Raw genomic sequence first — 20616 nt, 5'->3', positions numbered from 1 at the left:
AATTCTAAGGAGATAAAAATGAAAAAGTATTATATTATGAGTTTATTATTTATAGCAGTGCTTACAGTATCTATTGTTAGTCCTAGAGTTTTTACTCAATCCTACAGACTCACAAAGGTTGGATATATCGATCTTGAAAGAGTAATCAAAGAACTCACTAGCGATGATGAATTTGTTGAAAAATTAAAAACTAAATTAGAAGAATACAAAACAAGAGATGCCATGCAGACAAACATGGAAGATACTTCTATAGCTCAAAACAGAGATTATTCTTTGAGAGGAGAGGTAAAAAGACAAGTTGCTAACTCTCTTATGTCTATAGTAAAAAAAGAAGGATATACTTTAATATTAGAAAGAACAGAACATGCTATTCTTTATGCTGATAGAAATTTTGATATAACAGAAGCAGTTATAGCTAATGTTAAAGCTTCTCTTCAAAAATAATCATTAAAAAACAATTTTGATAATAACTAAAATGCATTAATAGTTTTTAATGCATTTTAGTTTTTTATATATAAACAAACGGCTAAATTTGCAAAAGGAAATTTAATATGAAAATCAAAGATATATATAATTTTATACAAGCAAAAAAAATAATAGGAGATGAAAATAAAGAAATAAGCACACTATCTCCTATTAATGAAATTATAGAAAACTCCATAGTATGTATAGATAATAATAAATATCTTGAAGCTGCATTAAACAGTAAGGCAAACGCATTAATATTAAGAGAAGATGCCGCCAATGAAATAAAAGATTTAAAAAATAAAACAGCATTAATACATAATAATCCTAAAGAAGCATTTATTAAATTACTTTACTTTTTATTTGAAGATAAAAAATATCCTCTCGGTACAATAGAACCTACTGCTATAATAAAAGAAAATACTAATATATCAGATAATACATATATTGGAGACAATGTACATATAGGAAAAAACACAGTTGTCGGAAAAGGAACTGTTATAGAAGCTAATGTATTTTTGGGGGACAATGTAGTTATAGGAGAAAACTGCACTATATATGCAAATGTATCTATTCATGACAGATGTATAGTAAAAGACAGAGTTATAATTGGTTCTTCTACTGTTATAGGAAATGACGGATTCGGTTTCTTTGAAGTTAATGGAAAACAGATGAAAATACCTCAAAGGGGAAATGTTGTTATAGAAAATGATGTTGAGCTTGGGGCAAATGTATGTATAGACAGAGCAACATTAGGTTCTACAATAATAAGGGAAGGAGTAAAAATAGATAATTTAGTTCAAATAGCACATAACTGCGATATAGGAGAGCATTCTATAATAGTTTCTCAAGTAGGAATAGCTGGAAGTTCTAAAATAGGAAATCATTGTATATTAGGCGGACAGGCTGCCTTAGCCGATCATGTTACTCTTGGAGACAGGGTAATATTTGGAGGAAGAACTGCTGTAATGTCAAATGTTAAAATTCCTTCTAATTCTATTATGCTTGGAGCTCCTGCACAAAATATAGAAAGAGAAAAATTAAGAATGATTGCAGAACAAAAATTACCTGAATTAATTAATTTAGTTGAAGAGCGTTTTGAAGTAAAAATAAAAAGAGTTAAATAATTTTTACAGCACAATAAAAAATATGTATATATCTATAATATATAATAAAAATAATATATTTTTAAAAAATTTTATTGTTGTTTTTTTTAATTAAGTATATTATTATACTAATAAAATAAAAATTATTTAGGGTATATATGGAAAATAAAAAATCATTAGGTCTTCAATTTAAAATATTTGTATTATTGAGTATATCAATATTAATAATGTTTGTAATAATAATATCATATATGGTTTCGCATAATATATCTAATTCAAAAGAAAAAGGATTTGCTTCAACTGAGTATATGGTTAGTACTTATGCTAAGGATATAGAAAGAGAAATGAGTTCATATATATCTATGCTCAAAACTATATCGCTTTCTCTCAAAAATGATATTTTAAGCAGATCTATTACAAGACAATCACATGCGGAAATTTTGGGAGAAATGCTTAAAAACAATAAAAACTTATTTGCGATATATGAAATGTGGGAGAAAAATGCCTTTGACGGAAGAGATAATGATTTTATAGATACTGATTACGGCTCTGAAAATGACGGAAGATACGGACCTGCATTTTTTTATGATAATAATACCGTTTCTTATGATAAAGTTTATCAAGAAGAGTTTGATGCAAATCCAGACTACTACACTATACCAAAAGATACTAAACAGCTTTATATAAGCGATGTAGAAATAGATGATACTTATGTTGGAGCTGATACTGTACTTACTGTAAGTGTTGTTGAGCCTATACTAGATAATACTGGAAACTTTTTAGGTATGGTGGGAGTGGATTTTTCTGCTGAAAATTTGGTAAAAATAGTTTCTGCTATATCTACCAATGAAGGAATGGAAGGTTATTTGATAAATCAGTCCGGTGTTATTCTTGCCTCTACAAATACTATGAATATAGGAAGAGAGATTTCAAGCATATATACTGATAATGCTGATGAAATAATGAATGCCGTAGAAAATAGTATAAGACATTCTTTTATTAATAAAATAGATAAACATAAAATGTTTAATATTATAGTGCCTTTAACTTCATTAAAAGATAATTACAATTCAATAGTACTGCTTGTAAGTATTCCTGAAATGGTTATAGTAAAAGAAAATATAAAAAGTGCTGTTATAGCCTCTGTATTAGCAATAGTTATTATTATAGTATTTTTAATCATTATAAATATACTAATAAAGAAAAGTTTAATAGATCCTATATTGAAAGTTATGCATATATCTGAAAAATTAAGCAGTGGAAATTTAACTGCTGATGAAAATAAATCTTTAAGCAATAGAAAAGATGAAATAGGAATGATATTTAACTCTATTCAAAATACTCAAAATAAATTATCAAGTATAATAAAACAAATATTAGATACTACTAATGCTATGGAAAATGCAAGCAAGAATGTAAGTGCAGGCACAATGGATTTATCAAATAGAACAGAAAAACAAAGAGATGATTTAAAACTCATAAATGAAACTATGACTAATACATTAAAAGTTATAGATAAAACTACTAATGATATAGTATTAACTAATGATAAGATACAAGTTCTCACAAATTCAAGCGAACATTGCTATAATTTATCAAAAGAATCTATGATTCTTATGGAAGATATTACAAAAGCAACTGCTGAAATATCAAACATAACAAAAATAATAGATGACATAGCTATGCAGACTAATATACTTGCTCTTAATGCCTCAGTAGAAGCAGCCCGTGCCGGAGAACAGGGAAAAGGTTTTGCTGTTGTAGCAGCCGAAGTAAGAAATTTGGCACAAACTTCTCAAGAATCTGTGAAAAATATTACTAATATAGTTAATAACAGTATAGAAAAAATACAGGACGGAAATAAAAAAATAAAAGAAACTATGGATGCATTAGAAGATATTACTAATAAAGCAAAAGAAAGCAGCTATATAGTAAGTCAAATGGTTGAATCTTCTACACAGCAGGATGCTTCTGCAAGAGAGGTTCAAAGTGCTGTTAATAGTGTCGATATTAGTGCTGAGCAAAATACTAACTTGGTAAAAACAAATGCTGATATAGTTATTGATATGGAAAAAGAAACTGAAAAACTTGCTGATTTAATGAAATTTTTCAGCTTAAAATAAAAATATAAAAATATTATATAATTATAAAACTGAAAATTTTTAGATTTATATTATTCAAAAAAAACCCCTCTGCTTGTATCAAACAAAGGGGCGATTTTATCTATTTAAACAAGCCATATTTTAGGATAATTATGAAGGCTTGAATAAATATTTTGAGTTTGTAATAATAATAGTTTAAGTTGTAAATAATAGTTTTTTATTGTATAATATATTTTAGATAGCGGGTATATAGAGGAGAAACCCTCCCCTATATACTCTTTACATAAACCCAAAAAACCATTTAAATACAAATTATCGTTTCTTTAATTGTACATATACATCAACAGTTTCAGTTGTATATCCGCTAGCTGATACTGCAACAGTAACTACATATCCAGCAGCATCATTAGCAGTATCTAGACAATCTTGAGCAGATAAATCTGTAGCAGATTGCTCAGAAATAGCAAGTTTAAATTCACCTACAGTAACTTCAGGTTTTATAATGAAAGCATTAAAATCTTCTACTACAGGTTTGCTACCAGTAGAATAAGTAGCATCAAAGCTATCACCACTATGTCTAGTAACTTTTGCTACTTCATAAGTTACACTTGTTACATCAGTATTAAGATTTGCTATTACTACTTTACCGCTAGAAACTGCTTCTCCAATTCCACTAGGACTAGCAGGTATATCAATTACTAATGCATTACCTACAACATTTTCATATCCTTTACCTGTATCACTAAGAGATAATGAAGATATTGAAGGCAAATCATTACCAACTATTGTAGTACCGCCGCCGTTGTTTCCAGAACCTGAATTTGAATCGTTCGGAGATGTAGTCTTGTTGTTACAGCTTACACCGAATAATGATAAAGCCATTACCATTATGAAAATAGAAAAAATCTTTTTGTTCATAGTTTGAACTCCTTTTAATAATTTTTGTTTATTATAAACATTATTTCTAATGCTTACTGCTGAGTTAAATAAATGTGAATATTTATCTATTATGTTAAGTATTTTAATTGAAAGATTATTTATATAAAATTGTATATTGTATGATTTACTAATTAATTTCTGCAACACAAAAAGAGACTGCAGGTTTATTATAGTAAGTGTATTTTTATAATTATGAGATTTTTTATTGATTAAAGAAGAGTTCTGAGTTCTGAGTTCTGAGTTCTGAGTTCTGAGTTCTGAGTTCTGAGTTCTGAGTTTCAGATATATGTATATTTACTATTATTTTTGTATTTTCCATACAGAAATAATATGCTTTTTTTACTTTTATGTCAATATTTTTGTTTATAATTTTTATTTTTTTTTATTTAAATTTAAACACATTATATATAAGTAAGTTTTATTAGAATTGCTTAAAATCTATTATAATAAAATATAAAATTTTATTCTGTATAAATAAAAACATACTTATTTTTTGTAAATTTATTCTGCCCGCCCACCCGCCCCTATTTATATTTTCTGCGATTATATTATAATAAAGCAAATATTTTTTTAGGAGTTTAAAATGAAATTTGCCTATTTAATAATGGATAAAATTTTTGACAGCAAAAAAGATAAAGCATCTATACATAATGGAGTTTCACAAATTATTGGAGTTTCAAATATAGAAGAAGCCTGTGAAATAGCCAAAGAATTACAATCAGAAGGTATTGACTGTATAGAGCTATGCGGAGGATTTAGAGAAGAAGGAGCTAGAAAAATAATAGAAGCTACAGAAAATAAAATTGCAGTTGGATTTGTAATACATTTAGAAGAGCAGAATGATATATATAAAAAACTTTTTGGTAAATGAAAAATTATTATGAATTAGATTTATACAAGAAACCTGTAACTATAACTATAATACCAATAAGCATAGTAAAAGGAGCCAAAAAACCCATAAAACCTTCAGGATGCTGCCCTACCATTGCTATAAATAAAAAACTAACCGCAAATATTACAAGTCCTATTATTAGGATAATTAGATTTTGTTTAGAAAGTTTATCATGATTATTGACCATATTTAATATACAAAAAAAGTTCATAGCTTAAATATTGCTATAAACCTTATTCTTTACTCCGTTCTTTAGTTTTATTTGCTCGGGGCCGGAATCGAACCGGCACGGTCACAAGGACCAGCAGATTTTAAATCTGCTATGTCTACCAATTCCATCACCCGAGCTGGTAGTTGCTTAGTATAATAACATATTAGAGAAAAAAAATCAAGTTCTATTATAAAAAAATATTAATCTATTAAAAAATCTTAAAGAACAAAGTATTTATTAATATTTTATTTATATGAGAAAAAATATTGACATAAGTATAAATTATTGATAATATGATATAATATCAAAAAAAATTTTAAAAAATCAAGAGGTAATTAAAGAATGTTCACAGCTACATTATATGCACAAGGAGCTCAAGGTCAGCCAGGAGGAAGTCCATTAGTATCTATAGGTATGATGGTTGTAATCTTTGCTATATTTTATTTTTTATTAATAAGACCGCAAAAACAGCAGCAGAAAAAATTAGCACAAAGTATAGCTGAATTAAAAAAAGGAGATAAAGTAATAATAGCAGGCGGAATAATCGCTGAATATGTTTCTGATAAAGAAGGCGGAAGAGTTGCAATAGTTAAAGTAGGTGAAAACACTAAAATGGAAATTGTTAAATCTTCTATATCAGCAGTGGTTACAGAAGAAATGTTAAACCCTCCTAAAAAAGAAGAAAAGAAAAAAGAGGATAAAAAAGCTATAGAAGATAAAAATCAAATAAAAGAAGATTTAGAAAAAGCTCAGGCAGAAGATAAAAAAGAATAATAAAATAAAAAATATAATAATAGGATAGTATAATATGAGTCATAATTTAAGACTAGCATTTATCATTATAGGACTTGGTGTAATGGCTTGGTTTATTACTCCTACAGTAAGATGGTATTTTTTCACATCTGAAGATAAAAAAGAAGAAAGTAATATGTCTTTAGATGAAATGATAGCTAAAGGCTACACTAAAGAACAGATAGATGATGTTCAATCCCTTAAACGTTTAAGAAGCGAATCTGTAAATATGGGTTTGGACTTACAGGGCGGTATAAGAATCGTTCTTCAGGCTGATTTTGAAGAGTATGCTAACAGACTTGACAGAACAGTATCATCTCTTACAGCTGAAGAGAAAAATGATGCTATGGAAAGACTTATATCAAGACTTAGAGGCAGAATAGATCAATTCGGAGTAAGTGAAGTAGGAATAAGAAAACAGGGTGAGGACAGAGTAGTTGTTGAACTTCCGGGAGCAAGAGACCCTGACAGGATAAAAAGCGTAGTATTAAGTCAGGGGGCTTTAACTTTTAATTTGGTTGATGAACAGGCTACAGCTGCTTTAACTACTAATGATATGCTTATGGGTGTATTTACTAATACTGCTAAAGTTCCAGAATATGGAAAACAGCTTTATTTCTACAGTGAAAAAGATGATTTCGGAAGAAGAATCAGAGGTGCACCTGTTATTGTTAATAAAGAGCCTTCATTAGAAGGAAGTGCTTTAATAAATGCTCAAGTAGGCGGAGGTCAGTTTGGAGAGGTTACTGTAGAATTTGAACTTAATGCAGAAGGCTCAACTCAATTCGCTGAAGTTACTGCACAAAATAAAAACAGAATGCTTGCTATAGTATTAGATGATAAAGTTATAAGTGCTCCTAATATTAATGATGAAATAAGAGGCGGAAGAGGAGTTATTACAGGAAGATTTACTTTGGAAGAAGCTCAGGACTTAGCTAGAATATTAAAAGAAGGTGCTTTGCCGCTTAATGTAAGTATAGTAGAAGAAGAGGTTGTAGGACAGTCCATAGGTGCTGACTCAGTTAAAGCCGGAGCTACTGCTTTGCTTATGGCTGCTGTTTTAGTTGCCGTATTTATGATAGCTGTATACAGAGTATCAGGAATTTTAGCAACTATTGCAATGATTGTGAATGTTGTACTCATTATAGCAGTATTATCTCCGCTAAGATTTACTTTGACATTGCCTGGTATAGCCGGACTTATTCTTACTATAGGTATGGCAGTTGATGCCAATGTTATTATATTTGAGCGTATAAAAGATGAGTTAAAAATAAAATCTAGTGTTGCTGATGCTATTATATCAGGTTATGACAGAGCATTCGCCACAATATTTGACTCTAACATTACTACTATAATTGTAGCTTTAATACTTTGGATATTCGGAAGCGGTCCTGTACAAGGTTTTGCTATTACTTTGTTCTTCGGTATTTTGATAAACCTATTCACAGCTGTATTTATTACAAGATATATCTATGAAGAGATTATAAGAACTAAAATAGTAAAGAAAGCAGGATTCTTCTTTATTTAATTATATGACTTCTTAAAAATAAATAGGATTTTGTAAATGAGCGAAGATATAAAAAAAGAAAATAATGATTTAACAAAAAACAAGATACCGTTTGTTAAAATTATGCCTATAGCTGCTGTGATATCATCTATATTGTTCATAGCTTCTATTGCATTATTTGTCAATAAACTTACAACAAATAGTTTTAATATGGGTATTGATTTTGCCGGCGGTGTTGAATTAAAAGTACAGATAAATAATCCTGAAGTAATTAATATCGCTGAAATAAGAGCTTTATATAATAATTTCGGAACAGAAACTGTTAATATACAGGAGCTTGAAGGGGCAGACAATGTAAACGCTTTCCTTCTAAGATTCAGAGGTTCTAATGAAGAATCTGACAGAGCTATGCAGGTACTTTATGATAAATACACTCAGGAAAAAGTTACGCTTATAGGAAGCAATATCATAAGCGGTGTAGTATCTGCTGATAATTTAAAATTAGCATTTATTTTGATAATTGTATCTTGGATTATCATAATGATATACATTACTATAAGATTCAATTACAGATATGCTTTCCCTGCTATAATTACACTTATACATAATGTTGTTATAGTATTTGGTATACTTCTTTTTCTAAATAAAGAGTTTTCTGTATTAGTTCTCTCATCAATGCTCACTTTAATAGGATACACTATTAACGACATCATAGTAGTATTTGACAGAATAAGAGAAAATGCCGACACTAAAAAACCATTTAAAGAGATTGTTAATATAAGTTTGAACAATGTTGTGGGAAGAACAGTAATAACTAGTATTTCTACACTTCTTGCTGCATTAGCAATAATGATATGGGGAGGCTTCATACTTTATGATTTTGCATTCACATTCTTTTGCGGTGTTGTTATAGGTACTTATGCTAGTAACTTTATAGCAAGCGGTCTTTTAATATTATTTATGAAAACTAAAAAAGCATAAAAATATTTTTAACTTTTTAATAATACAAAAAAGAGTATGCATTATTATGTATGCTCTTTTTTATTTGAATTATTTTTTTAATCTTTGACAAGATACTTATTTTAATATATTATATTCAAAATTGCTTAGGCTTATACAATGACTGAAAAAATTAAAAACTTAAAACAGTATATCAATGAGAAATTTCTTCTTACTCTCACAAATAAAGGTATATATAATAGGTCGGTAAAAGATATTGATAATATTATAAATAATAGCCCTGATAAAATACAGTTTGAAGAAGCCGAAGACAAAATAAAAGTTACGATAGATATGGGTGAAAAAATAGAAGTAATACTTAATGATGAAGATATCAAATCGAGTAAATGTTCCTGTCCTTCAAAAGATATATGCAAACATATTATAATGTCGCTTCTTTATATAAATAATATTGAAAATAAAGAGGAAGATAAAAAGATTGAAAATAATAATAATACAGAAATTGAAATAAAAGAAGAAAATAATATATTTGATGAAGTAAAAAATATCACCTATGATGAAATAAAAAAATCAAGTACAAAAAGAAATTTTGAATATGCATTAGATAGATTTAATGATGATATTGAAGCGTATATAGAAGAAAAAGCAATGCTTGAAATAAATATACCTGAAGAAAATGTGATTATTTATTTTCCGAAAAAAGACAGCATTAAAAAGTCTGTATGTTCCTGTAAAGACTCTTCTTTATGTTCTCATAAAATAATAGCAATACTTAAATACAAGCAAATGTATAATTCATTAGAAGAACTTACAGAAGAAAATAAAGAAATAGATGAAAATATTTTAAAATTTTCAAAAGAGTTCATAGAAAATATTTTTGAAAAAGGATTTTATTCATGCAGTGAAAAAGATTTTGATATTGCAGAACAAATAAGTATAAAACTTCAAGTAAAAAATATGCCTGAACTAGCAAAAATGCTTAGAAGTATCGCTGACAGTATTGATTCTATGATAAATAAGCATGCTTCATTTAATAAATTATTTTCTTTTGCTACACTTTTAAGACTTTATAATACAATAAAAAATATAGAAAAAGCAAAACAAAATAATGATAATAAAACTGTAAAACTGCTTACAGGAGAAATAAGAAGCAAATATATAAATAGAAAAAGTGGAGAATTAGTGGGCTTAGGTGCTTATCCTTGGATTTCTTCTACAGGATATTTGGGAGCAAGTGCTTATTTATATAATTTAAATACTAAAAAATTATCACTCTTTTCTTATGTTATACCTACATTTTATGATAATGCTAAAATTTCTTATGATGATGTAAGAAGTAATTACAGAAAAAAAATTCATTTTGAAAATAATATATCTATAGAAGAAATTTCTAAATATAAAATTAAATTCATAAATTATAAAGTTAACAATGAAGAGAGAATATCATCAAGTAAATTTACCTCAGTTATCTTAAATGATAGAATCAATTATACATTATTAAAAGATATAAAAGAATCAAAAAATAATGAAGAACTATTTGCAGAAACATATAATGATATAAAAAATATAAATTTTAGATATGATTATTTCAATAAGAATGATATGTCAAAAATAATAATAGCAGAATTTCAAATAATAGAAAATCAAGAGTTTGATAAAATAAAGCAAATACTTTACTTTGATATCATAAATAAATATAAAGAAGATGAAGAAGAAAGATTAACTTTAAATATAAAATACACATCAATTCATTCAAATGGAATCAAATATATCATGAATTATAAAAATTCAAATGTAGATAAAAATAGATTCATAGTATTAGAAAAAACTAAATATTATATAAGACCTATAAGTATAATAAATGCTAATGCCGTTATAAATATATTTTTTGATAATTAATCACACATTAACAGCAAGAAGTTTTTAATTTCTTCCTGCCGTCAAATATAAATTTATGATTTATTTATGTACGAATTCTCTAATTTTTTTAGCAGCTTCTTTCAATATAGGTATATCCTGAGTCAAAGCTATTCTAAAGTAATTTTCACTTCCGAAAGCAATTCCTGGCACTACAGCAACACCTGTCTCATCTAATAACCTTATAGCAAAATCAAGAGAAGGTTCTTTAGAAAATTTCTCATATCCTACAAATAAATAAAATGCCCCTCTAGGCTCTATAACATCAAATCCCATATCAGTTAACTCTTTAGCCAAAAAGAAAGCCCTTTCTTTATAAATATCTCTGAAACTCTCTATAACAGGATATTTCTCTAAAGCAAACTCAGCAAGTGCACAAGAAACAGTAACCATACTTCCAACATTATTGAAACTAGCATTAACTAAACATTTTCTAACATATTCAGGAGAAATACTATACCCTATTCTCCATCCTGTCATAGAATGAGATTTTGAAAAACCATTAAGAACTATAACTTTATCCTTTATAGAAGGATAAGAAGCAAATGAAGTAAAAGGATAAAATGATATAGCCGAATATATCTCATCAGCTATTATAAATATATCTTTTTTCTCAAAATATTTAACAAGCTCATCCATCTCTTCTTTTTTAAGCATATATCCGGAAGGATTGCCGGGATTGCTGAAAAGTATAGCCTTAGTTTTATTTGTTATAACCTTATCTATTGCTTCAGGTTTAATTACAAGATGATCTGCTCTAGTATCTAAAAATACACATTTACCATAAGAAAGTTTTACAGCCTGTTCATAAGGAGAGAAAAAAGGAGTAGGTATTATAACTTCATCATCTATATTTAAAATAGTTCTAAATATAGAAGAAATACCTTCCATAGAACCAATATGCATAGTAACATTATCAGCTTTAATATCTGAGCCATAGTATTTATTATAATGATTAGCAACCAATCCCCTTAAATGCTCGCTTCCTCCAGAATGAGTATAGCCTAATCTATGAGTTTTAGCGAATTCGCAGGCATAATCAATAAACTCTTTAGGAGGCTGTAAATCAGGCTCCCCTATTGTAAGCATTATAGAATTTTCTTTCTTTTGTGCTTTTTCTGTGAGTTCTCTTATAAGTGAATATGGTACTTGAAGTATATTTTTATTGAGTTCCATGATGATTCTCCATAAGTGTTTTTTAATTAATATATTCAGATACAATATTATATACAATAATATTACATATAATAATATGTTATATTTTACCAAAAATATTTAATTTGTCAATTTTTATTATAAAAAAATTTAAAATAAGTAATTACAGTATATTAATTTTTATTATTTTCTATAATTATCTTACTTTATTTAGAAATATTAGATATAAAATAAAAAAAATTCAGTAACTATATTCATTAAAAATAAAATCATTGTTATAATATTTATCAAATGTAATTATATTAAAAAAGGAGAGTTTAATTATGGGATTTTATAAAGATAAAGAAGAAATGTTTAGACATAGAGCTGAACAGTCTAAAAAACAAGGTGATAGATATTATGCTTTATATAAACAAGCGGAAGAAATAGGAGACAAAGAAGAGACTGAAAAAAATTTAAAACTTTCTCAAAAATGCTATCAGAGTCAAAAAGAAAATTTAGAGAAAGCCGAACAATATAAAGTACAAAGTTTTTAATAGAAGTTACTAAATTTAACAATAAAATAAAAAGCCTCCATACAATAATTATAAAGAGGCTTTAATATTAATAATAAATTATTTTCTTAAATCATCTACCAATTTAGTTTTATCAGCAGTTTTATCATCTTTAGTTTTTACTACTTTGGCAGGGTTACCAGCAACCACCTGATTTTCTTCAACATCTTCTATAACAACAGCCCCAGCCCCTATAACAGCATTCTTTCCAATATGAACTCCCTCAATAATAACAGCATTAGCCCCTATTACAACATTGTCTTCTACAATAACAGGTTTAGCAGAAGGAGGCTCAATAACACCGGCAAGTACAGCCCCAGCACCCACATGGCAATTCTTTCCTACAATAGCTCGTCCGCCCAAGACAGCTCCCATATCTATCATAGTACCCTCGCCTACTTCAGCACCAATATTGATAATAGCTCCCATCATAATAACAGCATTATTACCAATTGTAACTTTATCTCTTATTATAGCACCCGGTTCAATTCTAGCGTTAACATTAAAATAATCTAAAGTAGGTACGCCTGAGTTTCTTCTGTCATTTTCCAAGTAGTAATCTTTTATTGAGTCTTTATATTCTTCTAATATAGCTTTTATATCTTCATAATCTCCTACTGCAAAATGAAATTCTCCTGAAGAAAATACTTTAGCATTAGTTTTTATTTTATCTAAATTTCCTTTTATATATATTTTAACAGGTGTCTTCTTCTTAGAATTTTTAATATATGCAATAATATCTTCTGACTTTTCTAACATATCCATTTCCATATTCTCCTATATAATTTCTAAAAGCATTATTATCAACTTAGTATTTATATTTTTATTATGATAAAACCTCTTTCATTCTATAAAGTCCCGGTTTCTTACCAATAAGGAATTTAGCAGCTTTAATAGCACCATTAGCAAAAATTCTTCTGGAAGTAGAAGAGTGTTTTATTTCTATAATCTCATCATCTCCATAAAAAATAACACTATGTTCTCCTACAACAGAGCCGCCTCTTACAGAATGCATACCTATTTCTTTTTTATCTCTTACATGAAGACCATTTCTGCCGCTAACTAAAAACATTTCATTATCCAAAGCATCATTAATAATATTGAATAAACTCTTAGCTGTTCCGCTTGGGGAGTCAACTTTCCTATTATGATGTGTTTCAATAATTTCAATGTCAAAATTCCTAAGCTGAGGAGCTATTTTTGCAACAACTTCATTCATAAGATTTATTCCTATACAAGTATTAGATGACAATACTATAGGAACCTGCATAGAAGCTTCTACAATTTTTGCAAGCATAGTCTCATCATAACCTGTAGTACATATAACCATAGGTATATTATTTGCCAAACTGTAATCTATCATAGCAGGAAGTCTTGAAAAATGAGAAAAATCTATAATCATATCTCCTTTTTCATTTGTAAAATCATCAACAAAACCTGATATTTCAAATTCGCCCTCTTCTTCTATAACTTCTTTTAAGATTGAGCTCATAACTCCTGTTCCATGTATTAATACTTTCATATTTGTCTCCTTTTTTAGTTTTTATAAAAATTATTTTTTTAAGCCGTATTTATTTATAATATTTTTTATATGCTCTCTATTTTTATCACTTAAAGGACCTAATGGAGAACGGCATTCTCCTACACCAAAACCCATAATATTCATAGCCTCTTTTATAGGGGCAGGATTGGTTTCTATAAACATAGCCCTTATAAAATCTATATATTTAATCTGAGCCTTAATAGCTTCATTTACATTTCCATTAAGAAAATTCATAACCATATCATGATTTTCTCTAGGAATAATATTACTTGTAACAGATATAACTCCCTTAGCACCTAAAGCCATCATAGGAGTTACCATGTCATCATTTCCAGAATATAAATCTAAATTTGGAGCAATATTAGCAATATCTGCCACATAACTAATATCTCCGCTAGCCTCCTTAATTCCTTGAATATTGGAAACCTCAGATAATGTTTTTATAACATTAAGAGATAATTTCACTCCCGTTCTTGAAGGAACATTATATATAATCACAGGACATTTAACACTATTCGCTATTTTGGTATAATAATCAATAATACCGCTTTCATTACCCTTATTATAATACGGAGTAACTGCCATTACCATATCAGCACCATATTCATAAGACTTTTTACTGAACTCTACTGCAGATGCTGTATTATTAGTTCCTGTACCAGCTATTACTAAAGTTCTTTTTTTTGTACGCTCTATACAAAATTTAATAACCTGCATTCTTTCTTCAGCTGTAAGAGTTGAACTTTCTGCTGTAGTACCTGCGGCAATTATAGCATCTGTTTTATTCGCTATTTGAAACTCAATTAACTCTTCTAATTTCTCATAATTAATTTGATTATCTTCCGTAAATGGTGTTATTAAAGCTACACCTGCTCCTTCAAATAATGACATATTAATCTCCTTTAATTATATATTGTATTTATTTTTTTTTCTATAGCAAAAATAAAATAATAATGTTACTTTATAAACTTATCCTTATTTTTATATGTATTATAAACATTTAATAGCTGCATTTTTACACCTATATTAATTGCATTTTCATCTATGTCAAACAAACCATTATGAATAGGAACATTGATTTTTTCATTTGATACTCCCAAACTAAAAAAAGCTCCTTTTACCCTTTGAAGATAATAACTAAAATCTTCAGCTGTCATATTAGATTTTTCAAGCAGACAATTTTCTTTAGTTAAAAAAGATTCAGCAGAATTTTTCACTATATTAACAGCATCATCATGATTGATTAAAGCAGGATAAGAAGGAATATTCACAAACTCCGCATCAGCATTAAAACTTTTTGCAGTATTTTTTATAATATTTTCTATCATGTTTAGCCTTTTATTTCTTGTATCATCATCGCATAACATTCTAATAATACCTTCCATCTTAACATTATCAGCTACTACATTATTAGCACTTCCTCCATTTATAGTACCTATATGAAGCCTCATACTCCCATCTGTAAATACTGAAGTAAAAGTATGAAGCTGAGTTATAATATGTGCCGCAATTACTATAGCATCTATGCCATTATATGATTTAGCCCCATGTGCTGATTTTCCATGTATATGCACTTCAAACATATTAGAACTAGCATACATAGCCCCATAAGTGATGCTTATCTGTCCGACATTTATTTCAGGACGAACATGAAGCCCATAAATAACATTAACATTATCTAAAGCATGTTCATTTATCATAGGCAAAGCTCCGCCTGTAGTCTCTTCTGCCGGCTGATATATAAGCCTAATATTACAAGGCGGCTTTATCTCAGAAAAATATTTTGCTATACCTGTGAGTACCGCAGTATGAACATCATGTCCGCAGGAATGACATTTACCCTTATTCTGTGATGAATAAGAACAATTTTTTTTATCCTCCATAGGCAAAGCATCCATATCAGCCCTAAAAGCTATAGTGAAATTTTTATCCTCGCCTTCTATATCTGCTACTATACCTGTTTCAGCAACCTTATTTTTATACTTTATATTAAATGAATCAAGTATAGAAGAAATTTTCTCTGATGTCCTAAACTCCTGAAATCCAAGTTCAGGGTGAGCATGTAAATCCCTTCTTAAATCTATTAAAAAATCCTTCATAGATGAAAGAACATTTTCTGATATTATATTGTCCTGCATTATTTAAACACCTCTGTAAAAAACAATTATACCATATAGATATAAAATATTATTATATAAATTATTATTAATTTTAGAATTATTAAAAAGATTACTTCTTAGATTTTGAAAGATTGCGTTTTGAAGATTTATAGAATTTAGAAAATTGAAAGCATATATTTGAATGATTATATGAACGGCCTGTATTACAGGTGAATGAAATGTACATTCTAAACTCCTTAAATTTTTATTTATAGTAATATTATTATATGTAATAATATAGCAAAAGTCAAGAAAAACCGCACTATTTTTTAATAAAAAAGATTTTTTATTATAGATATAAAAAATTATATTTTATTACTGAACTGAAAAATTAATGAATTAATAAAAAATACATATTATTTATTTTTATCAATATTGTATAAAGAATCAACAATATCCGTAACTCTTACTCCGAAGCATTCATCTATAACTACAACTTCACCTTTAGCTATTAATTTACCATTAACAAGCAAATCTACAGGCTCACCTGCCAGCTTTTGAAGTTCTATGATAGAACCCTCTCCTAGTCCTAATATTTCTCTAATACTCAAACGAGCCCTTCCAAGTTCTACTGTTACATTTATAGTAACATCCATCAATAAACCGATGTTATTAGAAGGAACACTATTAGAATTTTTATTGTCTACATTACTCATTATTTTACTTCTATATTATACTAATATATCTATATTATATACTTTTATGCAATAATTTCAATTATATTATTATAAAAAATAAAAAAGCGGGAAATTATTTCCCGCTTTTATTAATATTGGTAATTATTTAACTTATATTATCTAGGTTTATTAGTAAGTCTGTCCATAGGGTTAATAATATCAGTAACACGAACACCGAAGTTTTCATCTATAACTACAACCTCACCTTTTGCTATTAACTTACCATTAACAAGCAAATCTACAGGCTCACCAGCTAATTTCTGAAGCTCTATAATAGAACCTTCGCCAAGTCCCAATATATCTCTAATAGTCATAGTAGCTCTTCCAAGCTCTACAGTCATATTCATGGTTACATCCATGAGCAGACCGATATTTCCTGTTCCCTGTACATCAGAAGCAGGCATTAGAGAGTTAAACTCAGCATGCTGCACACCTAATTGAGGACCTGAATCAAATGCTTGATTATCTACAAGTCCTGACATAGAATTATTAGCAGCTCCGGCATTTGGTGTATTTCCTCCGGAAGCAGGAGCAGCAGTATTACTAGAGGCAGAACCTAAAAGGCTTTGTAATAAAGGCAGTTCTAAAGCAAATACATAAGGAGCATTTTCCACTTCTCCTTCAATAGAAAGCGAACCGCTTACTATAGCTAAAGGACCCGGTATATTAATACTGAAAGCATCTTCTAATATAGAAGTTTCTATAGGAGAGTTAGTAAAACTTCCTCCAAATCTTGATGATAAAGCACTGTCAGAAACTCCAACCATTTGGGAGAAAGCCTCTTTTAGTACCTGAGCTACCATATCATTTAAAGCAGCTTCTTTTTGTCCCATCATAAGAGAAGCAACTATTAAAGCCTCATTTTCCCCCATGAAGTAGTAAACATTTCCTGTGATAGAACCTGTATAACCAACCTTAGCCTCTATCATTTTACCAGAAAGCATTTGATGTAAATTATTAACATCGCCAACTGTAGTTGTAATATTAGTAATGGATACAGTCTTAGTAGAAATAGATGATAGTGAAAAGGCTTGATTTTCAGCTATCATTTTAGCAGCTTCATTAAAAAGTTGTTTATCTACATTACCGCCGCCATTACCAGATGCCTTAGAAGCATCGCTTCCAAAAGCATCATCGGCACCTTTTAGCAAAGCTTCTATTTCGTCTTGAGATAATGCACCGTCACTCATCATAACCTTAATCCTCCTCTTTTAATAAATCGTCTTCGGTTATATCAGCCTCTCCATCCATAACACCTGTAAGCTGTACAGCCATTCTGCTTCCTGATATACCAGGACGGCATAAGAATTTCTTTCTGTTTCCTATCTTGAATATGACAGGATCTGTAATCTTAGTATCAGTAAATTTAACAACATCGCCTTTCTGAAGATTGAGAATGTCTGATAGCGGTAATTGCATAGATCCAAGTTCCGCCGAAGTTTCAACAAATATATTTTGTAATTTTTCTTTTATTATCTTTAAATTTTCGCTAGTGCTTCCTCTTCTAATAGATGCATACCAATACTGAGCTGAAAACTTAGAAAGTATAGGCTCAATAGTAATATACGGTATACAAAAATTCATCATACCTTCCACATCAGCTACCTTAGTTTCCAAAGTAATAAGTACAACCATATCATTAGGGCTAACCATCTGAGCAAACTGAGGGTTAGTTTCTATAGAACCCAAACGAGGTCTTAAATCTATTACCTGAGACCAAGCCTCCCTTAAGTTACCTAGTATTCTTACTATAATACCTTCCATAACTGATAACTCAATATCTGTAAGCTCTCTATTTAAATTCTTAGGACTTTCACCAGGTCCCCCAAATAATCTATCAATAATAGTAAAAGTAATAGATGGGTCAATCTCTAATATGGAACTTCCTTTCAAAGGATCCATACTTACAATAGCCAAAGTAGAAGGATTACTAACACTTCTTATAAACTCTTCATAAGTAAGCTGATCTACACTTGCTACGTGAATACCTACCAAAGTTCTCAATTGTGCTGATAATGAAGTTGTAGTTACACGAGCAAAGTTTTCATGCATCATCTGAAGCGTTCTGATTTGGTCTTTTGAAAACTTATCGGGACGTTTAAAGTCGTATATCTTTATCTTTCTATGCTCTACTTCTACACGTTTAGTATCAATATTATCTAAACTTTCACCAGATGATATAGCACTTAACAACGCATCTATTTCGCTTTGTGACAATACTTCTGTCATACGAATATCCTTCTCTTATAATTTTTTCCATTAGTTAGTATTTAGCATTAGCTTAACAAGAAGTTATCAAATAATATACCATCTATTTGACCATTTCTAAGCATACTATTAATTTCCCGCTTAATATCAGCTTTTAACTGATCTCTGCCCTCATTAGTTCTCAACTGATCATAAGTATAAGAACTAAGTATAGTTGTAATTCTATCTCTTATCATATAGAATCTTTCTGGAAGTTCTACTGCAAGCTGTTTAGTATTAGTAGTATAAGTTAATATAATACTTACTTTTACATATCTTGCCACATCCATATCTGCAGTGTTTACATTAAACTCTGGATCTATACGATAGATTGATGGTGGTGGCTGTTTTACCATATCATCAACAACACCGCCCTGTACTCCTGCAGCTTTTCCTACACTTTTAGATACAAAAAATGCTATAAGCCCGGATATTAAAGCCACAACTAAAATGGCAGCAATTCCCATAAGGATTTTAACAATCATAGGGCTTAAACCAAATTTCTTCTTTGGTGCAGCTTCGGCTTGTTCTCCTTCTTCCTCGCCTTCTTCCAAGTCTAAGTTTTCTTCGTCTGCCATATAATTTCCTCACTTAAATTAATATGTTTATTTTCAATTATATAACAGTAAAATAAAATTAGCAACTCTTATGTTAACTTTAACTTTTTACTGTCCTTATATATAATATCGGTAAACTAAAAAAACACTTAACATATTTTTTATGCAAAAGTAAAAAAATATTATATTGATTTTTTTTGCTTTAATCGTTATAATTTTAAAGATTACATACAACATTTCATAGGTAATCATCTTAAATATCAAAGGAGTATAAAATGAGAGTTTTACTAAAAGCTGAAGAATATGAAAAAGTTCTCCCTAGACTTGCTGCGGAAATCATTGAAAAAGAAGATATGGAAAAGCTCGCTATTGTGGGTATAAGAAGAAGAGGCGATTTTTTAGGAATAAGATTAAAAAAACTTCTAGAAGAAAAAATAAAAAAAGAACTGCCTATTGGAGCAATAGATATTAATCTTTACAGAGATGATCTATCTTCTCTCTCTGAATTCCCAGAAATCAAAGAGACTGATATACCTTTTGATATTACAGGAAAAACTATACTTCTTGTTGATGATGTACTTTATACAGGAAGAACAATCAGAGCGGCTCTGAATGCTCTATTTGATTATGGTAGACCGAAAAAAGTATCTTTACTAGTTTTAGTTGATAGATTTGGAAGAGAACTTCCTATATCCGCAAATTATGTAGGACTTGCTCTTAATGTTCCTCAAGATCAATATGTATCTGTAAGAGTAAAGGAATTGGAAGGAGAGGATCTAGTTCTTCTAAAAGATAGAAATTAAAAATATAATTATTAGTAATAAAAAAGGGAC

Annotated in this window: 21 protein-coding genes and 1 tRNA gene; 10 read left to right on the top strand and 12 right to left on the bottom strand. The window is 29.0% G+C overall.

From position 1 onward, the window contains the following. Nucleotides 1-18: 18 nt before the first annotated feature. From BHAMNSH16_RS09740 to BHAMNSH16_RS09730, 3 genes are all read left to right on the top strand, one after another. Nucleotides 19-444: an OmpH family outer membrane protein gene (locus tag BHAMNSH16_RS09740; protein ID WP_008729139.1), complete on the top strand. Its 426-nt coding sequence runs from the start codon at nt 19-21 to the stop codon at nt 442-444. Nucleotides 445-551: 107 nt separating this feature from the next. Continuing rightward, the gene (gene lpxD / locus BHAMNSH16_RS09735; RefSeq protein ID WP_008729137.1) at nt 552-1592 is read left to right on the top strand and encodes a UDP-3-O-(3-hydroxymyristoyl)glucosamine N-acyltransferase; all 1041 of its coding nucleotides are present in this window, start codon (nt 552-554) and stop codon (nt 1590-1592) included. 137 nt (nt 1593-1729) lie between these two features. After that, nucleotides 1730-3694 (top strand): methyl-accepting chemotaxis protein, encoded by a 1965-nt coding sequence (locus BHAMNSH16_RS09730; protein WP_008729135.1) that lies wholly within the window; start codon nt 1730-1732, stop codon nt 3692-3694. 291 nt (nt 3695-3985) lie between these two features. Here BHAMNSH16_RS09730 and BHAMNSH16_RS09725 read toward each other — a convergent pair whose 3' ends face one another. Then, on the bottom strand, nt 3986-4591 hold the full coding sequence (locus BHAMNSH16_RS09725; RefSeq protein WP_039954569.1) for a hypothetical protein: 606 nt from the start codon (nt 4589-4591) through the stop codon (nt 3986-3988). A 604-nt stretch (nt 4592-5195) separates the two neighbouring features. Here BHAMNSH16_RS09725 and BHAMNSH16_RS09720 point away from each other — a divergent pair. Further along, entirely contained in the window at nt 5196-5483 is a 288-nt protein-coding gene (locus BHAMNSH16_RS09720; RefSeq protein WP_008729130.1) for a DUF6506 family protein, read from the top strand. A gap of 7 nt (nt 5484-5490) precedes the next feature. Here BHAMNSH16_RS09720 and BHAMNSH16_RS09715 read toward each other — a convergent pair whose 3' ends face one another. Together BHAMNSH16_RS09715 and BHAMNSH16_RS09710 are read right to left on the bottom strand one after the other, a co-directional pair. After that, complete coding sequence (locus tag BHAMNSH16_RS09715) at nt 5491-5715, bottom strand: hypothetical protein (RefSeq protein ID WP_039954568.1); 225 nt, start codon at nt 5713-5715, stop codon at nt 5491-5493. A 52-nt stretch (nt 5716-5767) separates the two neighbouring features. Continuing rightward, nucleotides 5768-5852: transfer RNA gene (locus tag BHAMNSH16_RS09710), tRNA-Leu, on the bottom strand. Between the two features lie 205 nt (nt 5853-6057). On the opposite strand from BHAMNSH16_RS09710, the gene yajC reads away from it, so the two are divergent. The 4 genes from yajC (at nt 6058) to BHAMNSH16_RS09690 (ending at nt 10873) form a co-directional block, all read left to right on the top strand. Next, nucleotides 6058-6489, top strand: a complete 432-nt coding sequence (gene yajC, locus BHAMNSH16_RS09705) for a preprotein translocase subunit YajC (protein WP_008729127.1) — start codon at nt 6058-6060, stop codon at nt 6487-6489. A 34-nt stretch (nt 6490-6523) separates the two neighbouring features. After that, nucleotides 6524-8035: a protein translocase subunit SecD gene (gene secD, locus BHAMNSH16_RS09700; protein ID WP_008729125.1), complete on the top strand. Its 1512-nt coding sequence runs from the start codon at nt 6524-6526 to the stop codon at nt 8033-8035. A gap of 36 nt (nt 8036-8071) precedes the next feature. Continuing rightward, the gene (gene secF, locus BHAMNSH16_RS09695) at nt 8072-8995 is read left to right on the top strand and encodes a protein translocase subunit SecF (protein ID WP_008729124.1); all 924 of its coding nucleotides are present in this window, start codon (nt 8072-8074) and stop codon (nt 8993-8995) included. A gap of 138 nt (nt 8996-9133) precedes the next feature. Next, on the top strand, nt 9134-10873 hold the full coding sequence (locus BHAMNSH16_RS09690) for an SWIM zinc finger family protein (RefSeq protein ID WP_069732195.1): 1740 nt from the start codon (nt 9134-9136) through the stop codon (nt 10871-10873). Nucleotides 10874-10933: 60 nt separating this feature from the next. On the opposite strand, the gene BHAMNSH16_RS09685 is transcribed toward BHAMNSH16_RS09690, so the two are convergent. Continuing rightward, nucleotides 10934-12067, bottom strand: coding sequence for a pyridoxal phosphate-dependent aminotransferase (locus tag BHAMNSH16_RS09685; RefSeq protein WP_008729160.1), 1134 nt, complete (start codon nt 12065-12067; stop codon nt 10934-10936). Between the two features lie 302 nt (nt 12068-12369). Between BHAMNSH16_RS09685 and BHAMNSH16_RS09680 the strand changes: the two genes are divergently transcribed. Continuing rightward, on the top strand, nt 12370-12582 hold the full coding sequence (locus tag BHAMNSH16_RS09680) for a hypothetical protein (RefSeq protein ID WP_008729161.1): 213 nt from the start codon (nt 12370-12372) through the stop codon (nt 12580-12582). A gap of 78 nt (nt 12583-12660) precedes the next feature. Here BHAMNSH16_RS09680 and dapD read toward each other — a convergent pair whose 3' ends face one another. From dapD to BHAMNSH16_RS09640, 8 genes are all read right to left on the bottom strand, one after another. After that, on the bottom strand, nt 12661-13365 hold the full coding sequence (gene dapD, locus BHAMNSH16_RS09675) for a 2,3,4,5-tetrahydropyridine-2,6-dicarboxylate N-acetyltransferase (protein ID WP_008729163.1): 705 nt from the start codon (nt 13363-13365) through the stop codon (nt 12661-12663). A gap of 61 nt (nt 13366-13426) precedes the next feature. Next, a complete protein-coding gene (gene dapB / locus BHAMNSH16_RS09670; protein WP_008729164.1) occupies nt 13427-14122 on the bottom strand; it encodes a 4-hydroxy-tetrahydrodipicolinate reductase in 696 nt (231 codons plus the stop codon). Between the two features lie 30 nt (nt 14123-14152). Then, nucleotides 14153-15034, bottom strand: coding sequence for a 4-hydroxy-tetrahydrodipicolinate synthase (gene dapA / locus BHAMNSH16_RS09665; RefSeq protein ID WP_069732196.1), 882 nt, complete (start codon nt 15032-15034; stop codon nt 14153-14155). 65 nt (nt 15035-15099) lie between these two features. Next, nucleotides 15100-16281, bottom strand: a complete 1182-nt coding sequence (locus BHAMNSH16_RS09660) for a M20 metallopeptidase family protein (protein WP_008729169.1) — start codon at nt 16279-16281, stop codon at nt 15100-15102. Nucleotides 16282-16658: 377 nt separating this feature from the next. Continuing rightward, complete coding sequence (gene fliN / locus BHAMNSH16_RS09655) at nt 16659-16958, bottom strand: flagellar motor switch protein FliN (RefSeq protein WP_008729171.1); 300 nt, start codon at nt 16956-16958, stop codon at nt 16659-16661. A gap of 137 nt (nt 16959-17095) precedes the next feature. Next, complete coding sequence (gene fliN / locus BHAMNSH16_RS09650; protein ID WP_008729173.1) at nt 17096-18172, bottom strand: flagellar motor switch protein FliN; 1077 nt, start codon at nt 18170-18172, stop codon at nt 17096-17098. Between the two features lie 4 nt (nt 18173-18176). Continuing rightward, nucleotides 18177-19208, bottom strand: coding sequence for a flagellar motor switch protein FliM (gene fliM, locus BHAMNSH16_RS09645; RefSeq protein WP_008722421.1), 1032 nt, complete (start codon nt 19206-19208; stop codon nt 18177-18179). A 47-nt stretch (nt 19209-19255) separates the two neighbouring features. Further along, nucleotides 19256-19804: a flagellar basal body-associated FliL family protein gene (locus BHAMNSH16_RS09640; protein ID WP_008729176.1), complete on the bottom strand. Its 549-nt coding sequence runs from the start codon at nt 19802-19804 to the stop codon at nt 19256-19258. Between the two features lie 254 nt (nt 19805-20058). On the opposite strand from BHAMNSH16_RS09640, the gene pyrR reads away from it, so the two are divergent. Beyond that, the gene (gene pyrR, locus BHAMNSH16_RS09635; protein ID WP_008729178.1) at nt 20059-20586 is read left to right on the top strand and encodes a bifunctional pyr operon transcriptional regulator/uracil phosphoribosyltransferase PyrR; all 528 of its coding nucleotides are present in this window, start codon (nt 20059-20061) and stop codon (nt 20584-20586) included. Nucleotides 20587-20616 lie beyond the last annotated feature (30 nt).

This window comes from Brachyspira hampsonii, assembly GCF_002214805.1.
GTDB classification, from domain to species: domain Bacteria; phylum Spirochaetota; class Brachyspiria; order Brachyspirales; family Brachyspiraceae; genus Brachyspira; species Brachyspira hampsonii.
The sequence above is the reverse complement of the archived record's forward strand: the minus strand, read 5'-3'. Positions and strand labels throughout refer to the sequence as shown.

Excerpts from the sequence above, each read along its gene's own strand:
- BHAMNSH16_RS09740 (WP_008729139.1), top strand. The coding sequence starts at position 19 with ATGAAAAAGTATTATATTATGAGTTTATTATTTATAGCAGTGCTTACA.
- lpxD (WP_008729137.1), top strand. The coding sequence starts at position 552 with ATGAAAATCAAAGATATATATAATTTTATACAAGCAAAAAAAATAATA.
- BHAMNSH16_RS09730 (WP_008729135.1), top strand. The coding sequence starts at position 1,730 with ATGGAAAATAAAAAATCATTAGGTCTTCAATTTAAAATATTTGTATTA.
- BHAMNSH16_RS09725 (WP_039954569.1), bottom strand. The coding sequence starts at position 4,591 with ATGAACAAAAAGATTTTTTCTATTTTCATAATGGTAATGGCTTTATCA.
- BHAMNSH16_RS09720 (WP_008729130.1), top strand. The coding sequence starts at position 5,196 with ATGAAATTTGCCTATTTAATAATGGATAAAATTTTTGACAGCAAAAAA.
- BHAMNSH16_RS09715 (WP_039954568.1), bottom strand. The coding sequence starts at position 5,715 with ATGAACTTTTTTTGTATATTAAATATGGTCAATAATCATGATAAACTT.
- yajC (WP_008729127.1), top strand. The coding sequence starts at position 6,058 with ATGTTCACAGCTACATTATATGCACAAGGAGCTCAAGGTCAGCCAGGA.
- secD (WP_008729125.1), top strand. The coding sequence starts at position 6,524 with ATGAGTCATAATTTAAGACTAGCATTTATCATTATAGGACTTGGTGTA.
- secF (WP_008729124.1), top strand. The coding sequence starts at position 8,072 with ATGAGCGAAGATATAAAAAAAGAAAATAATGATTTAACAAAAAACAAG.
- BHAMNSH16_RS09690 (WP_069732195.1), top strand. The coding sequence starts at position 9,134 with ATGACTGAAAAAATTAAAAACTTAAAACAGTATATCAATGAGAAATTT.
- BHAMNSH16_RS09685 (WP_008729160.1), bottom strand. The coding sequence starts at position 12,067 with ATGGAACTCAATAAAAATATACTTCAAGTACCATATTCACTTATAAGA.
- BHAMNSH16_RS09680 (WP_008729161.1), top strand. The coding sequence starts at position 12,370 with ATGGGATTTTATAAAGATAAAGAAGAAATGTTTAGACATAGAGCTGAA.
- dapD (WP_008729163.1), bottom strand. The coding sequence starts at position 13,365 with ATGGATATGTTAGAAAAGTCAGAAGATATTATTGCATATATTAAAAAT.
- dapB (WP_008729164.1), bottom strand. The coding sequence starts at position 14,122 with ATGAAAGTATTAATACATGGAACAGGAGTTATGAGCTCAATCTTAAAA.
- dapA (WP_069732196.1), bottom strand. The coding sequence starts at position 15,034 with ATGTCATTATTTGAAGGAGCAGGTGTAGCTTTAATAACACCATTTACG.
- BHAMNSH16_RS09660 (WP_008729169.1), bottom strand. The coding sequence starts at position 16,281 with ATGCAGGACAATATAATATCAGAAAATGTTCTTTCATCTATGAAGGAT.
- fliN (WP_008729171.1), bottom strand. The coding sequence starts at position 16,958 with ATGAGTAATGTAGACAATAAAAATTCTAATAGTGTTCCTTCTAATAAC.
- fliN (WP_008729173.1), bottom strand. The coding sequence starts at position 18,172 with ATGATGAGTGACGGTGCATTATCTCAAGACGAAATAGAAGCTTTGCTA.
- fliM (WP_008722421.1), bottom strand. The coding sequence starts at position 19,208 with ATGACAGAAGTATTGTCACAAAGCGAAATAGATGCGTTGTTAAGTGCT.
- BHAMNSH16_RS09640 (WP_008729176.1), bottom strand. The coding sequence starts at position 19,804 with ATGGCAGACGAAGAAAACTTAGACTTGGAAGAAGGCGAGGAAGAAGGA.
- pyrR (WP_008729178.1), top strand. The coding sequence starts at position 20,059 with ATGAGAGTTTTACTAAAAGCTGAAGAATATGAAAAAGTTCTCCCTAGA.